This window comes from Treponema sp. R8-4-B8 (assembly GCF_054786175.1).
The window spans coordinates 17,438-37,809 of record NZ_BDHE01000487.1; the positions used below are offsets into that span (position 1 = coordinate 17,438).

At 42.1% G+C, this 20,372-nt stretch carries 25 protein-coding genes; 13 read left to right on the forward strand and 12 right to left on the reverse strand.

Annotated elements, in window-relative coordinates; all coding sequences use genetic code 11:
* Positions 1-66 precede the first annotated feature (66 nt).
* From ACYVRA_RS13160 to ACYVRA_RS13190, 7 genes are all read left to right on the forward strand, one after another.
* A complete protein-coding gene (locus tag ACYVRA_RS13160; protein WP_461253175.1) occupies positions 67-282 on the forward strand; it encodes a hypothetical protein in 216 nt (71 codons plus the stop codon).
* 155 nt (positions 283-437) lie between these two features.
* Positions 438-1,376, forward strand: a complete 939-nt coding sequence (locus tag ACYVRA_RS13165) for a leucine-rich repeat domain-containing protein (protein ID WP_461253176.1) — start codon at positions 438-440, stop codon at positions 1,374-1,376.
* A gap of 54 nt (positions 1,377-1,430) precedes the next feature.
* On the forward strand, positions 1,431-1,946 hold the full coding sequence (locus tag ACYVRA_RS13170; protein ID WP_461253177.1) for a lecithin retinol acyltransferase family protein: 516 nt from the start codon (positions 1,431-1,433) through the stop codon (positions 1,944-1,946).
* A gap of 161 nt (positions 1,947-2,107) precedes the next feature.
* Positions 2,108-2,371 (forward strand): type II toxin-antitoxin system prevent-host-death family antitoxin, encoded by a 264-nt coding sequence (locus ACYVRA_RS13175; RefSeq protein WP_461253178.1) that lies wholly within the window; start codon positions 2,108-2,110, stop codon positions 2,369-2,371.
* A gap of 224 nt (positions 2,372-2,595) precedes the next feature.
* Positions 2,596-3,006 (forward strand): aspartyl protease family protein, encoded by a 411-nt coding sequence (locus ACYVRA_RS13180; RefSeq protein ID WP_461253179.1) that lies wholly within the window; start codon positions 2,596-2,598, stop codon positions 3,004-3,006.
* A gap of 160 nt (positions 3,007-3,166) precedes the next feature.
* Positions 3,167-3,421, forward strand: a complete 255-nt coding sequence (locus ACYVRA_RS13185) for an AbrB/MazE/SpoVT family DNA-binding domain-containing protein (RefSeq protein ID WP_461253180.1) — start codon at positions 3,167-3,169, stop codon at positions 3,419-3,421.
* A 10-nt stretch (positions 3,422-3,431) separates the two neighbouring features.
* Positions 3,432-3,914: a putative toxin-antitoxin system toxin component, PIN family gene (locus ACYVRA_RS13190; protein ID WP_461253181.1), complete on the forward strand. Its 483-nt coding sequence runs from the start codon at positions 3,432-3,434 to the stop codon at positions 3,912-3,914.
* An 88-nt stretch (positions 3,915-4,002) separates the two neighbouring features.
* Here ACYVRA_RS13190 and ACYVRA_RS13195 read toward each other — a convergent pair whose 3' ends face one another.
* Both ACYVRA_RS13195 and ACYVRA_RS13200 read right to left on the reverse strand, forming a co-directional pair.
* A complete protein-coding gene (locus ACYVRA_RS13195) occupies positions 4,003-4,413 on the reverse strand; it encodes a DUF2784 domain-containing protein (protein WP_461253182.1) in 411 nt (136 codons plus the stop codon).
* 27 nt (positions 4,414-4,440) lie between these two features.
* Complete coding sequence (locus ACYVRA_RS13200) at positions 4,441-6,165, reverse strand: ABC transporter ATP-binding protein (protein WP_461253183.1); 1,725 nt, start codon at positions 6,163-6,165, stop codon at positions 4,441-4,443.
* 177 nt (positions 6,166-6,342) lie between these two features.
* Between ACYVRA_RS13200 and ACYVRA_RS13205 the strand changes: the two genes are divergently transcribed.
* The 5 genes from ACYVRA_RS13205 to ACYVRA_RS13225 all read left to right on the forward strand — a co-directional run bounded on the left by ACYVRA_RS13205 (position 6,343) and on the right by ACYVRA_RS13225 (position 11,124).
* Positions 6,343-7,977: a CTP synthase gene (locus ACYVRA_RS13205; RefSeq protein WP_461253184.1), complete on the forward strand. Its 1,635-nt coding sequence runs from the start codon at positions 6,343-6,345 to the stop codon at positions 7,975-7,977.
* Entirely contained in the window at positions 7,974-8,621 is a 648-nt protein-coding gene (gene lptC, locus ACYVRA_RS13210) for an LPS export ABC transporter periplasmic protein LptC (protein WP_461253185.1), read from the forward strand. Before ACYVRA_RS13205 ends, lptC begins: the two co-directional genes overlap by 4 nt.
* Before the next feature lie 76 nt (positions 8,622-8,697).
* Complete coding sequence (locus tag ACYVRA_RS13215; protein WP_461253461.1) at positions 8,698-9,297, forward strand: LptA/OstA family protein; 600 nt, start codon at positions 8,698-8,700, stop codon at positions 9,295-9,297.
* A gap of 5 nt (positions 9,298-9,302) precedes the next feature.
* Complete coding sequence (gene lptB / locus ACYVRA_RS13220) at positions 9,303-10,214, forward strand: LPS export ABC transporter ATP-binding protein (RefSeq protein WP_461253186.1); 912 nt, start codon at positions 9,303-9,305, stop codon at positions 10,212-10,214.
* Between the two features lie 10 nt (positions 10,215-10,224).
* Positions 10,225-11,124, forward strand: a complete 900-nt coding sequence (locus tag ACYVRA_RS13225) for an ankyrin repeat domain-containing protein (RefSeq protein ID WP_461253187.1) — start codon at positions 10,225-10,227, stop codon at positions 11,122-11,124.
* Positions 11,125-11,306: 182 nt separating this feature from the next.
* Here the strand turns inward: ACYVRA_RS13225 and ACYVRA_RS13230 are convergent, their stop codons facing one another.
* Complete coding sequence (locus tag ACYVRA_RS13230; RefSeq protein ID WP_461253188.1) at positions 11,307-11,984, reverse strand: hypothetical protein; 678 nt, start codon at positions 11,982-11,984, stop codon at positions 11,307-11,309.
* Between the two features lie 311 nt (positions 11,985-12,295).
* Here ACYVRA_RS13230 and rny point away from each other — a divergent pair, with 311 nt between their 5' ends.
* Positions 12,296-13,822 carry a ribonuclease Y gene (rny, locus tag ACYVRA_RS13235; protein WP_461253189.1) on the forward strand — a complete coding sequence of 509 codons (1,527 nt, stop codon included), beginning with the start codon at positions 12,296-12,298 and terminating at the stop codon, positions 13,820-13,822.
* A gap of 188 nt (positions 13,823-14,010) precedes the next feature.
* On the opposite strand, the gene ACYVRA_RS13240 is transcribed toward rny, so the two are convergent.
* The 9 genes from ACYVRA_RS13240 to trmD form a co-directional block, all read right to left on the reverse strand.
* The gene (locus tag ACYVRA_RS13240; RefSeq protein ID WP_461253190.1) at positions 14,011-14,937 is read right to left on the reverse strand and encodes a permease; all 927 of its coding nucleotides are present in this window, start codon (positions 14,935-14,937) and stop codon (positions 14,011-14,013) included.
* Positions 14,930-15,928: a DUF362 domain-containing protein gene (locus ACYVRA_RS13245; RefSeq protein ID WP_461253191.1), complete on the reverse strand. Its 999-nt coding sequence runs from the start codon at positions 15,926-15,928 to the stop codon at positions 14,930-14,932. Before ACYVRA_RS13245 ends, ACYVRA_RS13240 begins: the two co-directional genes overlap by 8 nt.
* 23 nt (positions 15,929-15,951) lie before the next feature.
* Positions 15,952-16,662 carry a 5'-methylthioadenosine/S-adenosylhomocysteine nucleosidase gene (gene mtnN / locus ACYVRA_RS13250; protein WP_461253192.1) on the reverse strand — a complete coding sequence of 237 codons (711 nt, stop codon included), beginning with the start codon at positions 16,660-16,662 and terminating at the stop codon, positions 15,952-15,954.
* Positions 16,663-16,673: 11 nt separating this feature from the next.
* Entirely contained in the window at positions 16,674-17,180 is a 507-nt protein-coding gene (locus ACYVRA_RS13255; RefSeq protein ID WP_461253193.1) for a hypothetical protein, read from the reverse strand.
* Positions 17,152-17,340 carry a hypothetical protein gene (locus ACYVRA_RS13260; protein ID WP_461253194.1) on the reverse strand — a complete coding sequence of 63 codons (189 nt, stop codon included), beginning with the start codon at positions 17,338-17,340 and terminating at the stop codon, positions 17,152-17,154. The genes ACYVRA_RS13255 and ACYVRA_RS13260 overlap by 29 nt, the downstream gene beginning before the upstream one ends.
* Complete coding sequence (locus tag ACYVRA_RS13265; protein WP_461253195.1) at positions 17,337-17,711, reverse strand: YraN family protein; 375 nt, start codon at positions 17,709-17,711, stop codon at positions 17,337-17,339. The genes ACYVRA_RS13260 and ACYVRA_RS13265 overlap by 4 nt, the downstream gene beginning before the upstream one ends.
* On the reverse strand, positions 17,704-19,029 hold the full coding sequence (locus tag ACYVRA_RS13270) for an HD-GYP domain-containing protein (RefSeq protein WP_461253196.1): 1,326 nt from the start codon (positions 19,027-19,029) through the stop codon (positions 17,704-17,706). Before ACYVRA_RS13270 ends, ACYVRA_RS13265 begins: the two co-directional genes overlap by 8 nt.
* 94 nt (positions 19,030-19,123) lie before the next feature.
* Positions 19,124-19,540, reverse strand: a complete 417-nt coding sequence (rplS, locus tag ACYVRA_RS13275; protein WP_461253197.1) for a 50S ribosomal protein L19 — start codon at positions 19,538-19,540, stop codon at positions 19,124-19,126.
* A gap of 10 nt (positions 19,541-19,550) precedes the next feature.
* Complete coding sequence (gene trmD, locus ACYVRA_RS13280; RefSeq protein WP_461253198.1) at positions 19,551-20,315, reverse strand: tRNA (guanosine(37)-N1)-methyltransferase TrmD; 765 nt, start codon at positions 20,313-20,315, stop codon at positions 19,551-19,553.
* Positions 20,316-20,372: the final 57 nt, after the last annotated feature.

Below are 20,372 nucleotides of genomic sequence, written 5' to 3' on the forward strand. Positions count from 1 at the left end.
TTTTCAAGGCAAAATTACAGTTTTAAGCAGTTGACAAATATTTTCTATGAGAATATTATTATTCCTATGAAAATATCGGGAAATATTATTTTGGACGGAGATAATTTAATTCTTATTTACTCAGGTTTAGGCAGTATCAGCGACAAGGGGCGAAAACATCTTAAAAACATCGCTCAATCACTTATTGCAATACAGAATCGTCCGGGGACTCCTGTGCCTGACAGTATTGGAAGGGAAATCATGAGGGATTCAATGAAGGATTTATTAATGGAGGTGAAATGAAAAAATTTAATTAAGCGTTTAGTTATGTGCCATAAAATTTAAATTTATTGGGGATAATTAAATTATTTAATTATTACGGAACACCCAAAATATTGAGATTTTATAAATTTAAACACATAATATATACTTTGTTGCCAAGGTAAGGAGGAAAAACTATGGTAAACAAAAGATTTTGGCTGGGAATACTGGTACTGGTGCTAGTATTAGGATTTACGGTTATTGGTTGTGGGGAAGAGGATGTCCCACCGCCACCACCACAGCCACCGCAGCCTGGTGATACCTCTTCCAACCCGATAGACCGTGTTGAAAGCATTGATCTGGGAGATATGACTTCGGAAAACAGCGGTTGGAAGCAATTACTTAATTCTATTCAGAGCAGTATGAAGTATATCAATCTTGATCTTTCCGCCTGCACAATGGACGGAACGTCATTTGATCCGGCCCCCACCGTAATAGATGCAACAGGAAGGATAGTTTCTATTATTTTACCTGAAGCCGCAACAAGCATAGCGGATGGGACTTCTTCTTCAGGGACTTTTAGAGACTTCTTTAATCTTATATCCATAAGCGGGGCAAATATAAACACAATCGGAAAATATGCTTTTAATTATACTGGTAGTGTAAGGCTTCAAACTGTGAACTTTCCAGAGGTGACAACCATTGACGAGGGTGCATTTTATTTGTGCAGTAACCTAACTACTTTGAATTTTCCAAAAGTAACAACTATTGGCAAGAGTGCATTTGGTGGGTGTATTAAGCTAACTACTTTGGATATTCCAAAAGTGACATCTATTGGTGAAGAGGCTTTTATGCGTACATATTCAGAAAGTACATATTTGACTATTACCATGGGAACTACCGCACCTACTCTTGGTACATCTTTATTTAGATTTCTTAGTTCTTCTATAACCGTTACGGTTAAAGTTCCTGCCGGCGCTACCGGTTATACTCCATTTACTGGTACAACTATTACTGTCTCTTCCGGTAATACACAAAATTGGGCTAACGGTTTCCGCGGAGCTGGTTGGAACGGGTCTGCTTTCGTGGGCGAATATATTTACCAAAACATCACTTTGACTATTCAATCGCAGTAAGGTAATGGAGTATAAAAATGCCCAAACCAATTTGCCTTGACAGGAGTAAATACAATGGAAATTGAGCCTGTTACTGTAAAAACTCCGAATAAAGGCGATGTGGTTTGGGCTTTTCGTTTTCCTTATTTCCATTGCGGTATATATGAAGATGAAAATTCCGTTATTCATTTTACACCGACTGAAAATGCTTCAAAATCAAAGGAAACCGCTATTATATGTAAAACATCTCTTGAAAAATTTGCTGATGGTTTTCCTGTTTTCGTTGTTGAATTCCCAAATGAGAAATGCTTTTCTCCCGATGAAGTTATAAACAGGGCTCGCTCACGTTTAAATGATACTGGTTATAACTTGCCTTTGAATAACTGCGATCATTTTGCCACATGGTGTAAAACAGGCAAGCATAACTCTATTCAAATTGGTTTTATCAAGGAAATGGTTATAGCTATATGCAAAGCATTGGACAATTCAGGGAATAAGAAAACAGAATTTGCAAAATATGCGGAAATTGCCATTAAAATATACGAAATTGCGGAAATATTTGTATCGCTTGAAATCAAAAATAAACTATAGAATATTGAATCGTATGTGGAGGAGCATAAAACTTCCCTCTTTCCCCCTTTGTGATCTTTGTTCCTCCGTGTTCTTCGTGAGAATCTTTCCTAATAAAATACCTATTGATTAAATACAATTATTATGATATAATATTGATATATAATTTTTAGGAGGGTTTTATGCCTACAATTAGACCAAGTGCGGATTTAAGGAATAAATATAATGAAATTTCTGAATTATGCCATAAATACGCTGAACCTGTCTTTATTACCAAAAATGGAACAGGCGATCTTGCTGTAATGAGCATTGAGACGTATGAATTTTTGGCAGGCAAACTGGAGTTGTATACATTAATTGATAAAGGTCTTGCACAAGTTAAAGAAGGACGAGTTAAGCCAATGAAAGGGGCAATAAAATCTATTCGAGAAAAAATTAAAAAATGAAGTATTCGTTAAATATTACGGATATAGCCGAAGAAGATATTTTATCTACAGTAAGATACATCGCCAATGAGTTAAAAAACAACGTGTAGAATGTTGATTTTTTCTATTCTCTTCTTTGTGGTCTTCTTTTCCTTTGTGTTCTTTGTGAGAATCTTTTCGAATCAAATCCCTACGTACGTTGTACTAACCACTTTTTTACGATATAATTAAAGCAGGAGGATCGTATGGGAAGTGTATCCGCAGAAATCACCGTTAAAAACGCAGGTGATCTAATTCGTCTCAAAGATGGACATATAACCGAAAAAGAAGTCCGTACCGTAACATTAACCGCCGTAGTCGATACCGGAGCCACAACATTGGTAATCACAGAGGACACATTCAAACAGTTAGGAGTGTCGGAAGTTGAAAAACGCGAAATAAACCTTGCCGGAGGCGGAAAAATAGAATGTAAAGTTACCGATCCTGTACAAATTCAATGGAAAGACCGTTTTGCTTCGGTTAATGCGGTAGTATTACCCGGCGGGAAAACGCTTCTTGGCGTAATGCCATTGGAATTTATGGACCTGATAGTTGATCCTGTCCGCCGTGAACTGGTCGGCGCTAATGGCGATAAAGCAGTTTTAATGGCAATGTAAGAAATTCCTCAAAAATAAATACCTACTGTTCCAACCGCACAAGCCGCCACTGTTCACGCTCAATCTTGTACAGGTCATAAACATAACCACGACAAAAAGAAATTATCTATTGACAGTATTTTATTTTCATAATAAAATGTAAGGAAAGTAAGGAGTTTTTATGGAAGTTGCAAGAATTACCTCAAAAGGTCAAGTAACAATACCTCGTGATATAAGGGTAAAAATGGATTTGAAAAAGGGGGATAAGATATTATTTTTTGAAGAAAACGGGAAATATTTTCTTCAAAATTCGGCATCAATTGCATTAAAAAATTTTCAAAACATTATGAAGGGCGAAGCAAAACAAGCCGGGTTTAACGATCCTGATGATGTTGTAAAATATATTAAATCTCGCAGAAAAATAAAAAATAAATAATATGCGTATAATGGTAGACGCAAATATTATTGTTTCGGCAGTATTATTTCCAAAATCAATAATCTCAACTGTACTTAACCATTTGATAGACAATTATTCTTTAGTATTAAGTGAGTATACTATTCGTGAAGTAGAAGATGTATTTAATGAAAAATTTTCACATAGAATATTTGAAATGAAAAGTTTTTTGCAAAAAACACCTCATGAATTATTTATTTTTAACAAAACCAACAATAAAAAATATCCAAATATAAGAGATATTGATGATTTACCTGTATTGGCAAATGCAATTGAGTCAAAAGTTGATTTGTTAATTACAGGAGACAAAGATTTTGATGATGTAAAGATTGCGAGACCAAAAATAATAAATCCTCGTAAATATATAGATGAATATATGTCCCAAATTGAAAATAATCAGGAAAAGACAATAATACATTCACTGGAAAAAATAAATAAAAAATACGGAGCTGTTTTAAGACGGCTTGGTGAATGAAAATGGTCAAATTTTTGACATTATCTGAAGTATTGCTCATATTGGATGATCAAAAAAAAGAGAAAAATAAATAAATAATAAATCGAATTTACGTTTTTTCCCTCTTCTTCCACGGATAAACAGGCGGAATCAACCACCATGTCATTAGAACGGCTATCCCAAAAACACAGTAAGCAATTGTGAATACAATTTGCGGAAAATTATAAAAGATTAATAGATGAATCAACCTCGCGATAAATGATCCACTTGCAACATTTTGTTGTCCTGCCGCAATACGGAGTTCGTATTCCCAATCCGTCAACGGGCATGAAATTCCAAATAGCGTTTCTAAAACAACGAGAAGGATCATCGCAAGATGAATTGCCCTGAACCAAAAATTTTTGATAAAACGCCATTTAAAAATGCCTCCGAGTATAATTACAAAAAGTCCGCCGACAACAGTTATAACATATCCAAAGTGAATCGACACAATCAAGTCGGCAATTAAAGTCCTATTCATATACAACCGCTTCCGTACAACTCCCTATCATTTACTCGTTCTGCACAAACTCCGGTAAAGCCCCTCCTGTTCAATCAATTCCGCATGGCTCCCCGATTGTACAATTCGCCCTTTTTCAAAAACGTAAATAACATCCGCGTTACGAATGGTAGAAAGCCGATGCGCGATTGTTACGATGGTGCGGCTTCCAGCTATTTCATTGATCGCCTGCTGTATCTGCTCCTCGGTGTGTACGTCAACAGACGCGGTCGCCTCGTCAAGAATAAGCACCGGAGCCTGGCACAGTACCGCTCTTGCTATCGCTATGCGTTGCTTTTGTCCGCCTGACAACTTAACGCCGCGTTCGCCTATCTGCGTCTGATACGCTTCCGGCATCTGCATTATGTCATCATGAATCCTTGCGGTCTGCGCCGCTGTTTTCACCTCTTCAAACGAAGCGTCCGGTCTTGCAAACGCGATATTCTCTTCAATAGTTCCGTTAAATAAAAACGTGTCTTGCAAAACTAAAGAGATATTACTTCTCAGGCTTTCCAAAGTAATGTCACGCAAATCATGTCCGTCAAGACATACCTTTCCGCCTGTCGGATCATAAAACCTTGATATAAGTTTGCTCAATGTGGTTTTTCCCACGCCTGTCGCTCCTACAAACGCAGCCATTTGCCCGGGTTTAATTTCAAACGATACGTTATCAAGAACAGAAACGCCTTGAATGTAAGAAAAACTGACATTCTCAAAAGTAATTTGACCCTTCACTTTTCCGATTGCTTTTGCCGTGGGGCTGTCCTTGACGCTTTGCGGCGCGTCTAAAATTTCAATCACGCGCTCCGCTCCGGCAAGCGATTGCTGGGCGGATTCCAAAAGCTGGGCGGCGCCTGTAATCGGCGCGTAAAAAAGGGCAAGGTACAAAAGAAAGCCGACAATTTCAGAGACGGAAAGCTGATTTTTATACGCTAAAAATCCGCCGAAGCCGACGACAATTACGCTGCCAATGGAAGTTAAAAACTCCACGCTTGGATGAAATATGGCGCTTAACTTCAAGGCGCGGAGCATGTTATTTGTAAAATCCTTGCCTTTTTTTAAAACTTTTTCAGACGCGTAAGTTTGTCTGCCAAAAGCCTGTATCTCCTGAATACCCGATAAATTATCCTGTAGCTGCGCGGATAATTCCCCCTGCGACTTCTGCGTTTTTTGAAAATTGGGGCGCACCTTGCGGATAAAAAACCACCCTGATAGCAGAATGAACGGAATGGGAATACAGGTGATAAGCGCAAGACGCGCGTTTAAATTAAAGAGAATAATTGTCACGCCTGTGAGTGTGACAAAATTTGTTATAATATCGGGAGTGATGTGGGCGTAAATCAATTCAAATGTAGCGACATCGTTCATTACTCTGCTTAACAACTCGCCCGTTTGCTTGTTGTGAAAATAGTCCATGGAAAAAGATTGAATCGCGTTGTAGGCCTTTATCCGCAGTTCAAGCACAAGCCGCCACGCCGCCCTGTGCGAACAGTAATTGGATAAAAAACGGAACAGAATGCGTATCAGGAATAAACCTAACAATCCGCCCGCCATCCACAGTACGGAGATCAAATTTTCCCGCGTCATGCCGGCTGCCACAAGTCCCGTCATATTCGCCATTATTCTTGGGGCAATCAGATTGACTGTCGTCAGCATAAGCGTGCCAAAAATAGCCAGCAACAGCCAGCCTTTGTATCTGACAGCTTCTTTTGCTATACGCCATAAAGTTTTCATTTTTTCCTTATAACTCTAACCGCGTAAGGCAGCCGTTTTACGCTCAATTTGGCATTGGTCATGTTTAGATTATAGTCAAAAACCTTGAATTTGTCTTGTATGGCGGCTTTTAGAGCCGCTTTTGCCTATTTACCGACTACTTGAAACTCCTTCCAAAATCCGCGATAATCTTATTACATGAACAAGTTTATTTTCGTCTCGGGCGGCGTTTGTTCCAGTTTGGGGAAGGGTGTTGCCGCTTCTTCAATAGGAGCCTTGCTTGAAAGCAGGGGGCTTAATGTCCGAATGGTAAAATGCGACCCCTATATCAACGTTGACGCTGGAACAATGAGTCCCTATCAGCATGGCGAGGTCTACGTTACCGACGACGGGGCGGAAACCGACCTCGATCTAGGCAATTATGCCCGCTTTACAAAAGGCCGCCTGAGCAAGGCAAACTCAATAACAACGGGACAAGTTTATGAGGCGGTAATCCGCAAGGAAAGGGAAGGTCAGTACCTCGGCAGATGCGTGCAGGTAATCCCCCACATCACCGACGAAATAAAAAGCCGTATTTTGGCGGTATCAAAAGAAGAAAACGACACCGATGTCGTCATTGTAGAAATCGGCGGAACTGTCGGAGACATTGAGTCCATTCCGTTTTTAGAAGCGGCACGTCAAATTATCCACGAGCAAAATAAAAACGATGCAATCTCAGTTCACCTAACATTAATTCCAGAAGTGGCGAGCGGCGAATTAAAAACAAAACCGACACAACACTCCGTAAAGTCAATGCAGGAAATGGGAATTCAACCCGACATTTTAATCTGCCGCGCTCCGGTAATGTTGGAAGAAGCGACACGGCGGAAGATCGCGCTTTTTACCAATGTTGACATTGACGCTGTGTTTACTTCACCGGATATTGATACGACCATTTATCAAATACCGATGGTTTTCTTTGATCAAAAACTTGATCAGGTGATTCTTCGCAAGATGGGCGTTGAAAGCCGCCATGCCGATATGCGCCCGTGGCATTCAGTGATGGAACGTTTCATGGCGCGTAAGGGAAAAGTGAGGATCGGCGTTGTCGGAAAATATATGGAGTTACACGACACTTACACATCGTTATACGAAGCGCTGTTTCACGCAAGCCTTGAGTGCGGAGTGAAAATGGAGCTTGTAAAAATAGACTCGTCTAAACTGGAGGAAACTGAAAATACTAACGCTATTTTGGGGCACGGAGACTCCGCTAAAAACAGCATGTTTCAGGTTGACGGCATTTTGGTTCCCGGCGGCTTTGGCGAGCGGGGAATCGGAGGCATGGTAAGAGCGGCGGCGTGGGCAAGGACAAATAAAGTTCCGTATCTGGGAATTTGCCTAGGTATGCACATAATGTTAATTGATTGGGGACGCAATGTGCTTAATTGGGCAGACGCTGATTCAACTGAATTTACCCGTGACTCTAAACACCCTGTTGTGAGTCTTCTTGAGGAACAGGTAAATGTAAAAAATTATGGCGGTACTATGCGTCTTGGCGCGATGGAAACGGTAAACGAAGACGGCACTCATATTTTAGCGGCATACGGTGAAAAGCGCATAATGGAGCGCCACCGCCATCGCTATGAATTGACAAACCAGTACCGCGAAGAAATGACAAAGACCGGACTTATACTTGCCGCTTTTAATTCAGACGGTTCTTTAGTTGAATGTGTTGAATGGCCTGATCACCCATGGGGCGTAGCTGTTCAATTTCACCCCGAATTTAAATCTAAACCGACCGCGGCGGCTCCACTGTTCAGGGATTTTATCGCCGCGGTTAAGAAGTGCAAATGAAAAAGAGAATAAATCCCGTGTATGGGGCAATTTGCATATTGATATTTCTCATAACGCTTTCATGTACGTTTGATTACGGGGAAACAGACTCTTCGGAAAGAGTACTGCCCGATTTAGTAATGATAAATGTTGAATATATACGCGTAAGGTCGGCGGATCCGATAGCGAGGGTTTATGCGGAACGCGCGGAACGTTATGAGAAACAAGGCGTCATGAAACTGGAAAACTTTACTTTTGAACAATACGGAGATAAGGGCAGCGAAGTAAACACAATGGGAAGCGCGGGAAATGCTTCGGTAGATATTAATTCCGGCGATATTCAGATGACAAACGGAGTAAGGCTTGAAGTTGAATCTGAAGATATTATAATAGAAACAAACCAGCTTGATTGGAAAGATGAATCGCATATTCTTTCAACGGGAACTGAGGACGAGGTTAATATTTACCGCGAAAACGGCACGCATTTTTTAGGCACAGGCCTAACTGCGGACGCGCGCAAGCGTACATTTGAATTTTTTAGCGATGTAAGCGGCTCTTACATTCAAGAAGACGATAAAGACGATGAAATCGGTAAAGTTGGTGAAACCAATGAAACCAATAAAGCCGATGAAACCGAGAAACAGGAAGTAACTGGTGATGAATAACTATAAATTATCAAATTTAAATCTTTATAAACCTGTACAAGAAAAAAAGAAATATCAATATATACGTTTGTGCGGCTTGTGTTTAATTTTCTTCTTTTTCTTTCGCGTTCAATACGTTAACGCTGACACTTTTACTTTTAAAGCGGATAAAATGTCCGGTTCAAAGGCGCTGGGCAACGAGACGACAATTTTAATAGGGCATGCGGAAGTCCGCTCTGACAATCTGCTGTTACGCGCCGACAAAATAGAAATACAGGGAAAAAATAACCAATTTATCGTATGTACAGGTAATGTGTGGGGACATGAAGAAGATAAGAATATTTTATTTTTTACAGACAAACTTCGTTACGACCGCAAATTAAAAATAGCGCGGCTTGAAGGCAATTCATCTATGGAGGACAGAGATAATGAGATTGTAACAAGAGCGCGATTTATTGAATATGACGATAAAAAAGAAATCGCTGTTTTTCAAATTAACGTGCGCCTGTTCAAAGACGACATGGTTTGCCGTTCCGAATACGCGATTTATCACCGTAAAGAAAAATTACTAGATCTTTCAGGTTTTCCTGTAGTATTTAAAAAGGACGATGAATTCCGCGCGGATAAAATCCGTGTGGATTTAGACACGGATGACGTTATTATGGAAGGAACCGTTTCCGGAACAATAATGAATTAAATCTTATGACATATAACAAAGCTTTAACAAAGGAGAACGTCCCGGAAACAGAAATCCCGTCTGATATTTTAGCGGCAATCATAACATCGGCGTTAACAAGGTACAATGCCGACAATGAAAATGAAGTTGAAGTTGAAATTCCGCTTGCTATTGAAGTTATAAGTGAAAAAAAACCTGAGCCGAAAATCCAGGAACATACGTTAGGCGTTTCAAATTTATTTAAAAGCTTCGGGAAAAAACTGGTTGTAAAAGGCGTTAATTTTACAATGAAAAACGGCGAAGTAGCAGGGCTTCTTGGCCCAAATGGAGCGGGTAAGACTACAATTTTCTACATGATTGTAGGTTTCTATCAGCCTACAATGGGTTATGTGACAATGGATGGCGTTGATATAACTCAAAAACCGATGTACCGCCGCGCAAGAATGGGCATTGCCTATCTTCCGCAAGAAAAGTCAATTTTTCGCAAACTTACCGTTGAACAAAACATCTGGGCAATTCTGGAAAGCCGACAGGACATTGAAGAAGACGAAAAAAAAGAAAAACTGGAAAGCCTTTTAGAAGAATTCGGCATCGGGCGCATCCGCACTCAGTTAGGCTACACTCTTTCTGGCGGTGAGAGCCGCAGAACGGAAATTGCCCGCGCCCTTGCTACAGAGCCGAAGTTTCTGCTTTTAGATGAACCTTTCGCCGGAATTGACCCAATCGCGGTTTACGAAATTAAACAAATAATCCGCAAACTTGCCAAAAAAGGCATTGGCATCCTTATTACAGACCACAATGTCCGCGATACTCTGGAAATTACCAACGAAGCGTTTATCATCGCGGACGGTAATATTTTTGCGAGAGGTGATAAAGACGTAATTTTGAATAATGAGATGGTAAGAAAAGTTTATTTGGGCAGTGAGTTTAGGATGTAGGAGGAGAAAAATGAAAGTCTTTCATATTTGTCTGGAAGAAGAGAAAGAAAAAGCCTTACAGCTTGTGTCTTTCCTTGAAAAAACAGGTGTTCCCTCGGAAACGCTTATTATTAAAACCAGGGATGAAGGACCGAAAGTCATTGAAAATTTCAGCCATGTTGCGGTTCTTTCGGCGCTTGGACCGGGGTGGATAGATTTTTTTGCGGGTTTTTTTTGCGGTTCGCATCTTCCTATTCTTGTTTGCGGGCAAAAAGCTATAGAAAACATTCCGGATGTATATTCCTTTTGCTTCAAATTTTTTGATACTGAAGAAAAATTACATGGCTATCTCGCCGAAGAATACGAAAATTTTAAAAAAAATGAAGCCGCGTCGGAGACAAATCATGCCAGGCAAACCTTGCTTGATATGGGCATTTCCGTGACAAACGACTCACTTTCCCAGTGTGTTGCCGAAGATAAAGCTGAGGAAGTTTCTCTCTTTTTAGCCGCAGGTTTTTCGCCCGATACAAAAGACAAAAAAGGAGTTCCCTTGATCAGTATTGCCGCCAGAAACGGGCAATTAAATACCCTTGAGCTTCTGCTCAAATCCGGCGCTCAAGTGAATCTCATTGCCGAAGACAGGGGTTCTACCGCTCTTTTTGACAGCGCTCTTGAAAAAAATAAAGATATGGTAAAAATCCTTATTGAAGCCGGAGCGGACGTGAATATTCAAAGCAAGGACGGACAGACCGCGCTGGTTGTCGTTGTAGGAGCCGGAGATGAGGCAATTGTTGAAATGCTGGTTAAAGCCGGCGCAGACCCTGACATTAAAGACGCCCTTGGCGTCAGCGCAAGAAAGTATGCTACGATTTTTGGTAATAAAAATATGTTGGCTATGTTTGAGGGTAATGAGTTAGACAAGGCGCCGTAAGTATCAATCAATAGTTAGCTATTAGCTTAAGATTTCACACAAAGAACACCAAGGAAGAAAAGAGCACAAAGAAGAAAAAAGGTTGCTGCCCGTTATCCAAGCGTGAAAATTTACACTTGGTTTGCGAACAACAACCTTCTAAAATACTGCAACCATGCAGTTTGCACAAAATGATTCGAGTATTATTTTAGAATTGTGCGTATATTTGGTCCAATCCTGATACCAAAATAGCCGTGCGTATTTGTGATAAGCCAAGTTGTCTCAGCCGCGGCTTGCGCGTCAGTAAGCCCTAATTCTTTTATATAATTTTTAAGCTGGGCCTCAGTCCATTCATTTGGAGTTACATTCTTAAAGTTTTCTGTTAATTCAAAATTGAAGCTTTCGAACCCATTATGTAATTCAGAATGTAAAAAATCTTTTTCTTTAATAAGCGTTCCAAAGTAAGAATCAGTAGCACTCCAGCCAAAGGATTTTACATAAACTGTGTATGTAGCTGATTCATCGTTATCATTGCCGAGTCCGGGCTTGTAGTATTTTCTTGCTGTAATGGGACCGCCTGTGCTGATGGTCAATTCTGTACCGGAAATAGAGAAATTTGCTGAACCTCTTGCTGCATCGGATAACGTTGTAAAAGTAATGTTTTGTCCGGCTAATTCATATTTAAATGTAGTGTCGCTGATTTTAAGTTGCCCGTCACTTGTAAATTCGAAAGCTACCACGCTATTTTCATTGTTTGCTGCAGCTTGCGATGTGTACCATTTTCCAATAAGTTCTTCGTTTTCAAGAAACATATCACAACCGGTCAGCATTATTCCGAATACCAGTATAACTAACGGTATTCCAATCCATAATTTTTTCATTTTCTCCTCCTTAAATAACCCTGCCGTAAGGCGGCGGTCATAGACTCGCTATGCTTATGGCAGATTTTCGTTTTTTTGTCTTTTTTCAACCTATTATACTAATACATAACTTGTGGAATAATGTCAAGTGTTCGCGCTCACAAAGCCCGTTCAAAAAACACTCAAAATTCGCGGGTTTTTTGCCCAAAATTCGCGTTTTTATCACTTTTTAAACTTTTTCGATTTTTTTTATTATATTCCCTTGACACCCAACGTAAATTTAGTGTATTCTTACAATAGATTTTGAAATTATCTTCGGTAAGGGGTGAATTATGTGGATATGGTTTATTATCCTCCCTCTTGCCGGGTTAACTTTAGGCTGGATTATTAGATGGCTATATGCCAGATTTCAACTTACGGCATCAGAGCAGTTCGCAGAACGAATAAAACAGGATGCAATAAAAGAGGCGGAGGCAAAGAAGAAAGAGATTCTTCTTGAAGCAAAAGAACAGGTTATCCGTGAAAGGAACCAGCAGGAGAGAGAGACCCGGGAACGCAGGGCAGAATTACAGCGGTATGAACGCCGCGTTGTAGTTAAAGAAGAAGCGATTGATAAAAAAACCGCTCAGATAGAAAGAACAGAGCAGTTATTCGCGGAAAAGGAAAAGTGGTTTATGACTCGCGAGGACGCGCTTTCCAAAGAGGAAATGCGTTATCGCGCCGAGCTTGAGCGTATTTCGGGGTTAAGCTCCGAAGAAGCCAAAGCTCTGATAATCAAAAGCCTTGAAAACGACGCGAAACACGACGCGCAATCGCTTATTAACAAGATCGAGCAGGAAGCCAATCTCGCGGCTGAAAAAAAGGCCAGAGATATCCTAGTAACAACAATTCAAAGGCTGGCGACGGAAGTTACGGGCGATGTTACCGTAACCACCGTCACTTTGCCCAATGATGAAATGAAAGGGCGGATTATCGGCAGGGAAGGCCGTAATATCCGCACCCTAGAAACCTTAACGGGCGCTGACATCATCATTGACGACACGCCCGAAGCGGTTGTTATTTCCTGTTTCGATCCGGTGCGCCGTGAAATTGCCAAGATCGCCCTTGAGCGGCTGATCCTTGACGGGCGGATTCATCCGGCGCGTATTGAGGAAATTGTCGTCAAAGTAAGCAAGGACATTTCGCAGAAAATTTTTGAAGAAGGCGAAAAAGTTCTCTTTGACATGGGCATTCACAACATAAAACAGGACGCTGTCCGCGCGCTTGGCCGGCTTTATTTCCGCACCAGTTACGGTCAGAACGTGCTTCACCATTCAAAAGAAGTGGCGGTAATCGCCGGTATGCTTGCGGCTGAAGTAGGCTGCAACCGCGACCTTGCCAAACGCGCCGCTTTGTTACACGACATTGGAAAAGGCACTGAGTCAAATTCCGACTTGAACCACGCCGAAATCGGTATGGACATGGCGCGTAAAATGGGAGAGGATCCTCGTATTATAAACGCCATCGGGAGCCATCACAATGACATTGAGCCGACGTGCATAGAGGCGGTTCTTGTACAGATAGCCGACGCGATTTCGGCGGCGCGTCCCGGAGCGCGAAAAGAAACCCTGGACAACTACATGAAGCGCCTTGAAAACCTTGAAAACATCGCCACCGGCTTTACCGGCGTAGACAAGTCCTATGCTATTCAAGCGGGTAGAGAACTTCGCATAATAGTAAACAACGAAGCGGTCAACGATGAGCAAACAAGAGAGATGGCAAAGGATATAGCTAAAAAGATCGAAAACGATCTTCACTACCCAGGCCGCATCAAGGTTACGATGATACGAGAGACAAGGATTACGGAGTACGCTAGGTAGGAAGAGGAGTGAAAAGCAGTGAGCAATGAGCAGTGAGCAGTGAGCAGTGAGCAATGTTGTTGTTCGTTATCTATGCGTGGACTTCACGATAAGATAACGGACAATAACCCCTTCTTCCTCTTTGTGTTCGCGAACCGAAGGTTCGATTGTACCTTTGTGATCTTTGTGAGAAGCATTTCGAAAACAGTCTAATGAATTGCCCCATAAATCAAATCCACCAAAACGCCGCTGACAAACGCGAATACTACGGTAAATAACAAATAGAAAAAAAAGTGTTTTACGCCAAGTACGATTTTTAACGCTCCAAGGTTTGTTATTTTGGTGGCGGGGCCTGTAATCATAAACGCGGCGGCGCTGCCCATGCTCATGCCGTTGCGTAGCCATGTTTGAAGAAGCGGGATGGTTCCGCCGCCGCACATGTACAGGGGTACGCCTATGGTAGCCGCCATTAATATGGCAAAGCCTCTTCCTGCTGGGGTAGTGCCGCCGAAAAGTCTTGCAAAACCTTCGGGCGGAACATAGCGCTGAAAAAGAGCGGAAAGTAATACGCCAATTAGAAAATATCCGGCGGTTGCTTTTACATTGCGGGCGAAATTTTTTAGAAAGCGTAATACAGGGTTTGGGTGGGTGTCTTTGTTTGCGGGGGCGGTAAGACCGGAGAAATTAAAAAATTGTTTGTTTTTAAAAAAGAGCCTTATCACCGCCCCTGCGGCAATGCCGCACAAAAAACAGATAACAAAACGTATAACCAGCGCATCCACTCCAAGAGCGGCGCTGTAAAAAAGAAGTTGCGGATTTAACAAAATGGAAGCCATCATGAAGGCGGCAAGCCAGTCTTCTTCCATTCCCTTTTCGGCGAATGACGCCGCTATCGGGATTGTTCCGTACATGCACAGGGGAGAGGCGATCCCTAAAAGCGAAGCGGGTATAACGCCGAGGAAGCCGAGTTTTTTTTCGCGCAGACGCGAAAACATTTCGTGGATTTTTTCTTTGCCAAATACGGAAATAAAAGAGCCAAGCGCCATTCCTATCGCCCAGTATCCAAAAATCTGTTCAAACTGAATCGAGAAATAATACCATATATAAATAAATTCGCGCTTTAAAACTTCAACCATCAATACGGATTAACCTGTAAGTCTTGCTTCCCAAGCCGATTTCTTCCGCGTGTTTTATCGTTAAAATACCGTTCCTTGATTCTATCCGCGCGATAAGGTCTTTGCCGTCTTTTGCCTTGTACACAAGATCAACGCAGGCCTGATCAAGAGCGACGGGATCAAGAGAGGCTAGTATGCCGATGTCTGCCATTGTCGGGGCGGCGGGTCTGCCGTTGCAATCGCAGTCTACGGAAAGGTGGTTCATCACGTTGATGTAGAGAATTTTTCCCTTGTTAGCGTCGGCAACCGCTTTGGCGGCTTCTGCCATTGATTCAAGGAAGTCGTTTTGATCGCCGCCCCTAATGCCGCTTTTGCTTTTTCCCGCCGAATGAATCCATGACTTGCCGGCTGATGACGCGTAACCGATGGACATATTTTTTAGCGCTCCGCCGAAGCCGCCCATTTGATGGCCCTTAAAGTGAGATAGCACAATGTGAAAATTAAAGTCTTTAAAACGCGCGCCTACAATATCTTCTTTTAAATGTTTGCCGCCTGTAACGGGAATACTAATCTCTGATTTTTCGTCCAAAATCACGACAGGCGCGATTGCCGTAAAACCGTGATCCTTCGCCACCTGATAATGGGCGGCTGTATTTGCGCGTTTTCCGCCGTAAGCGGTGTTGCACTCAACAATAGTGCCGTTCACTTTTTGCACTAAATTCTTAATTAGCAAAGGAGATAGAAAGTGGGGATTGCCCGGCTCTCCGGTGCTTATTTTTACCGCGACATTTCCGCTTGCCTTCAGTCCCAGAGCGTCATAAACCGCAAGCAAGCCTTCGGGGGTTATTTTGTCTGTCATGTAAACAACAGGCGTACCCGTTTGCGGCTGTTCGCGCGGTGTGTCCTGTGTTTTCGGTTTCTCTTGCGCCTCAGCGCGTAAACAGCCGGTAACCAATACCGCGCATAAAACCGCGGCGGTCAAAAAAAACGACGCTATTCTTTTACTTTTCATAACACCCTCCGTTTAAAATGAAATTACTTTTTCTTGATAATTCTCATCACTATATGCGCGGAATGTTTAGACGCGATTGGTAAAAATTCATCAAAGGTTAACGGCGACTGCGTACCTGCAATGTCAGATAACGCGCGGATTACTAAAAAGGGAACGGAAAAAAGACGGCAGCAATGCGCTATTGCCGCCCCTTCCATTTCCACCGCGTCAACATTGGGGAATAAGCGGCGCACCGCGGCTATACGCTCAGGCTCGTGCATAAAAATATCGCCGGAGCCAATCATGCCTCTGCGGTGGGTAAATTCGGCGGGAAGAACATTTTCCGCTTTTAATTCATCAACGGCGTTTTCCGCGAGCTTTACAAGTTTTTCATCCGCTGGAAAAACTTGAGGCTGACCGGGAAGCTGGCCGGGCGCATAGTTAAACGCCGTAACATCAACATCGTGGTATAGAAGTCCGGTGGATATAACAGCGTCGCCAACTTTTAAATCGGAATGAATGCCGCCGGCGGAACCGGTATTTATTATGCAGTCCGGGGAAAATTTTTGAATGAGCAGGGCGCAACCCACCGCTGCGTTTACTTTGCCAATGCCGCATCTAAGTATCGTAACATCCTTCCCTTCGAGCTTTCCCGTAAAAAATTCAAATATCCCTATTTTTTCCGTGGTAAATTTTCCCATAGTTTCGCAGAGAAAAGTCAATTCATCTTCCATCGCTCCGATAACGCCAATCATAACATCTCCTTTTACGTAATCGAAAAATATTCGCTTATCGGGCGGCGCCATTCGCTTTCAGTATCTTTGGGTTCCCATTCAAATATTTTCTTAATGACAAATTCTCTTGTATCAAGAGGATTGGTATAATGAATTATTCCAAAACGTCCGCCGCCAATATAGCAAATGCTGTCATTGTGTTCCAGTTTTTCCGTTTCAGCAATCCGCGCAAGTACGCAGTCAAAATGTACTGGGCGGCCTGTTTCTTTATCTGAAATGGCGGTAGTAATATCTTTTATTTGCTTTCCGCACCAGGGGCAGTCCGGAGTAGTGATGGGGTTTGCGGGAAGTTCCGGCGTTGTCCATTGAGGCCGCTCGTACATGCTTGTTTTGTTCTTGTCCGGTTTTCCGTCATAAAATAAATTTTCCTGATCGTTTGCCGAAGTATGTTTCTTTAAATGTTTTTGTGGATCATCTCTCCGTCCGGAGAAACGCTGACGATTTTTTCGGTTATTTCCGCCTTTTCCGCTGCCGCTCATAACACCCGCCTTCATGGGTAATATCCATAATTTCATTGCTCAATACAAGAGCCAGTCTTTGAATAGCGGCATGAAGGTAGTTTTCATCATTTATGCGCCGCCGTAATATCTCCAGCCTGATGTCAGGTATTTTGGAATTCAAAGCCTGTTCTATCATCATACACTCTCCGTGAAGGCTGACGCAAGATGGGTATATTGAAATCCTTCAGATTTCTTATTATTTTTGACAAATATAACGTCAAAACGAATTGCCATATTACTATATTTTCGATTTTCAGACAGAAAATACTTAGCGGTTTTAATGATTTTATTCTGTTTTTTGTTATCAATGCTGTATTGCAGGTCTTCCATGCCAAGCGAAGACCATGTTTTTACTTCCACAAAGACGATTGTTTCACCATCAAGGGCGATAATATCGATTTCCCCTGTTTTTGACCTGTAATTTTTATCGATTATTTTCATTCCAGCGGTTTCAAGAGCGGCGGCAGCCTTCTCTTCCCCTACTTTTCCCAATCCACTGCTATTAGGCATAATCAGCCGGATCTATCGCCTGCTTAATAAACAACGTTCTTTCTTCCAAAAGATCGACAATTGCCATACTTCCGGTAGTAAGGCCATTTCCCTTTCTGTCCGTCAGCATTTGGACTTTTGGCCGCATCGGAGCGTCAACGTGTATGCTTACAACCCTCGCTAAAGATCCGTCATTAAGGCGAAGAATTGAACCAATAGGATAAATCCCCATTATTTTTGTAAAAGCGATAATTACCGCTGGATCAAAACGGCGCGCGTTATCAGAAAGCAAGTTTCTTACCGCCTGATAGCCAATCATGGAATTCCTGTAGGATTTCTTGCTAACCATCGCTTCAAACGCGTCGGCTACCGATACAATCCGGGCGCCAATATCAATAGCCTGACCTACAAGTTTATCAGGGTAACCCTGGCCGTCCCACCGCTCGTGGTGCTGAAGGGCGATTAAATTTACCTCATGAGGACCGAATAATTCTTTTGTAACGATTTTTGACGTGTGCAAAGGATGGCTTTTTATTTGTTCAAGCTCTGCTTCGGAAAGACCGCCTTTTTTCTCGGTTATGCCTTTTGATAATCTGAGCATACCAATATCGTGAAGCAACGCCCCCGCGACAACATTATGTATTTTATGATTAGGCAGTTTAAGTTCCTGAGCTGTCAACGCGGAAAGAATCGCGGTATTAACGGAGCTTTTTGCCAATTCATTTCCTGAAACTTCTCCGCCAAGAATAAAGCCCACAAAACTGTCCGGATTCTCCCGCAAATCCTGAAGCAATCGAATGCAGATATTATCGACCGTGCGCATTTCAGTATCTGTTCCTGATTTTAAACCGGTAAATAAAGCGTTTAGTTTATCAATAATGGTTTTATATTTTCTGTACGGACTGGAATTTTGACGGACGTCAGTTATGGAAAATTTAATATTTGCTTTTTTTACAGACTTTTCATCTTCTTCGGGAATTTTCTTTGAAGGTTTTTTTTCAGGAATAATCTCCTCAGGAATAATTTCCTCAGGAATAGTCTTTTCAGGAATAGTTTCTTCAGGAAGAATTTCTTCCCGTTCGCTTATTGCTTCTTTTATTTGTTCTTCTAATACTTTAAATATTACTTCGGTTGATTCATCTTTTAAATTCAACTTATGTTTAGTCTCTGTCATTTCTCCGTCTGTTCTGACATATTCAATACCCCACGTATTTAATACGTCTATATCTCTTTGGCGAAGGGGAACATTGGCTGATACGAGCATATATTCACCTTCTGAATACACCGGCGCGGAGAAAATCTGTCCGGGTCTAAGGTCGCTGGTATTTACAACATTCATTCTAGTTTCCTTGGGGATTAAAATTGATAAATTTACAGTTCCCCTTATAAATTTCGGCTTAAAATGAGGAGGTGTAAAGAAAATTTACAAGAAGTTATTCAGCGGCGGTATTGCTACCGGCGGCTGCGGCGCCGGTAACAGGCACATGCGCCCCTTTGGAACCCTTCTTGATAATAAGTTCTTTAATTTTAGCGCCCTTGCCGATTTTCTCACGGATATAGTAGAGTTTTGCCCGTCTGACTTTTCCGGGGCGCACTACCTCAACCTTTACAATACGCGGTGAATGAAGCGGGAAAACCCTCTCTACGCCAACCCCGTAGGAAATTTTCCGCACTGTAAAGGTTTTTCCAACTTTGGAATTTTTCATGGCGATAACAAGGCCTTCGTAAGCCTGAACACGCTCGGTTTTTCCTTCAACAATTTTAAAGTGAACCTTAACTGTATCTCCAACTTTGAATTTGCCCGGTTCTTTTTTCATTTGGTCGGCTTCAATAGCCTTAATCTCGTTCATCTCTCTCTCCTTAAACTTCCCGACTCAATCGGTCTATTATTTTAATAATTTCATCGCTAAAAACCCTGCTTCCGTCGGGAGCCGGTTCTCTGCCTCTCTGTATCAAGTCCGGTCTTTGACGCAGGGTTTTTTCAACCCGCTTTTCAAGCCGCCAAAGACGTATCTGCTCATGATGACCGGACAGCAATACTTCAGGGACTTTCATTGTATCAAAAACTTCAGGTCGTGTAAACTGGGGATACTCCAAAAGTCCGCCGGAAAAGCTTTCCTCATCAAGAGATTCCGCGCAAATTACGCTGTCCACAAGCCGGTAGGTAGCGTCAATTACTGCCAATGCCGCCACTTCGCCCGAAGAAAGAACATAATCGCCCACCGAGATTTCATCATCCACGTAACGGTCGATTATCCGTTGATCGATACCCTCATAACGCCCACAAATCAGTATTAATTCCTTTTCAGCCGCCAATTCGCGGGCAGTTTCCTGATTAAATGGGCGGCCTGAGGGTGAAAGGTAGATAACGCGCGGTTTTGCGGCTGTATTTTCGCCGGGAAGTACGCTTTTAATAGCCAAATCTAACGGTTCTGGCAGCATAAGCATCCCCGGACCGCCGCCGTAGGGCGCGTCATCGCAGGTTTTATGCTTGTCTGTAGCAAAATCGCGTATATTTATTGCCTGATAGTCAATAATTCCCCGTTTTATTGCCTTTGCCATGATGGAATTGGCGAAGAAAGCGTCGGGGATTTCTGGAAATAGGGTTAAAAGTGTGTATTTCATTCTAATTAAACCTATTTATTCTAGCCTGTTTTGGGGCTGTTTTGCAAGTTTTAGGAT